Source organism: Actinoallomurus acaciae, from assembly GCF_042429965.1.
Lineage (GTDB): Bacteria > Actinomycetota > Actinomycetes > Streptosporangiales > Streptosporangiaceae > Actinoallomurus > Actinoallomurus acaciae.
This window is the reverse complement of record NZ_JBHLZP010000361.1, coordinates 8,573-9,368: the sequence shown is the minus strand read 5'-3', so window position 1 is coordinate 9,368 and position 796 is coordinate 8,573.

Sequence of the window (796 nt, the reverse complement as noted above, 5' to 3'; positions counted from 1 at the left end):
GTGCGGGGGACGCGGACGTGCGGGGGACGCGGACGTGCGGGGGACGCGGACGTGCGGGGGACGCGGACGTGCGGGGCGCGCGGGGCGCGCGGGTGGAGATCCCGGTGAACCGGTGCCGCCGACGCCGACCGCTTTCGCGCCGGAGAGGCGACCTACGGGGTCGCCAAGACTCGATCGCGCGGTGACGTCACCAAGGCTCGACCGTGTTGACGCCGCCGAGGATCGGACCGCGCTGACGTCACCGTAATTCGACCGCGCTGACATCACGGAGATTCGACCACACTGACGTCACCACGGCTCGACCACACTGACGTCACCGAGATTCGACCACTGACGTCGCCGAGGTTCGATCGCGCGGTGACGTGGCCAGGCTTGATCGCGCGTCGACGCCGTCGGGCTCGATGGGTCGCCGTCTACTCTGACAGCTTTCGGGGGCAGTGGCCGTGGCGGTTCCCCGCAGGCCCCGCCGTTCCCGCGTGCGCGACTACCGCTGTTCCCGCGCGGCTCGCTCTCGGGAGTGCGAAGAAGGCGCGCATACGGCGGGTCGAGAAGGACTTGGCAAGGCTGCGGAGCTGGGAGCCGACAAGGGGCTCGGAGCCAGAGGTGCTTGGAACAGGAGGGGCTCGGAGCCAGAGGGGCTCGGAGCCAGAGGGGCTCGGAGCCAGAGGGGCCCGGAGCCAGAGGGGCTCGGAGCAGGAAGGGCCCGGAGCCAGAGGGGCTCGGAGCAGGAAGGGCCCGGAGCAGGAAGGGCCCGGAGCAGGAAGGGCCCGGAGCAGGAAGGGCCCGGAGCAGGAAG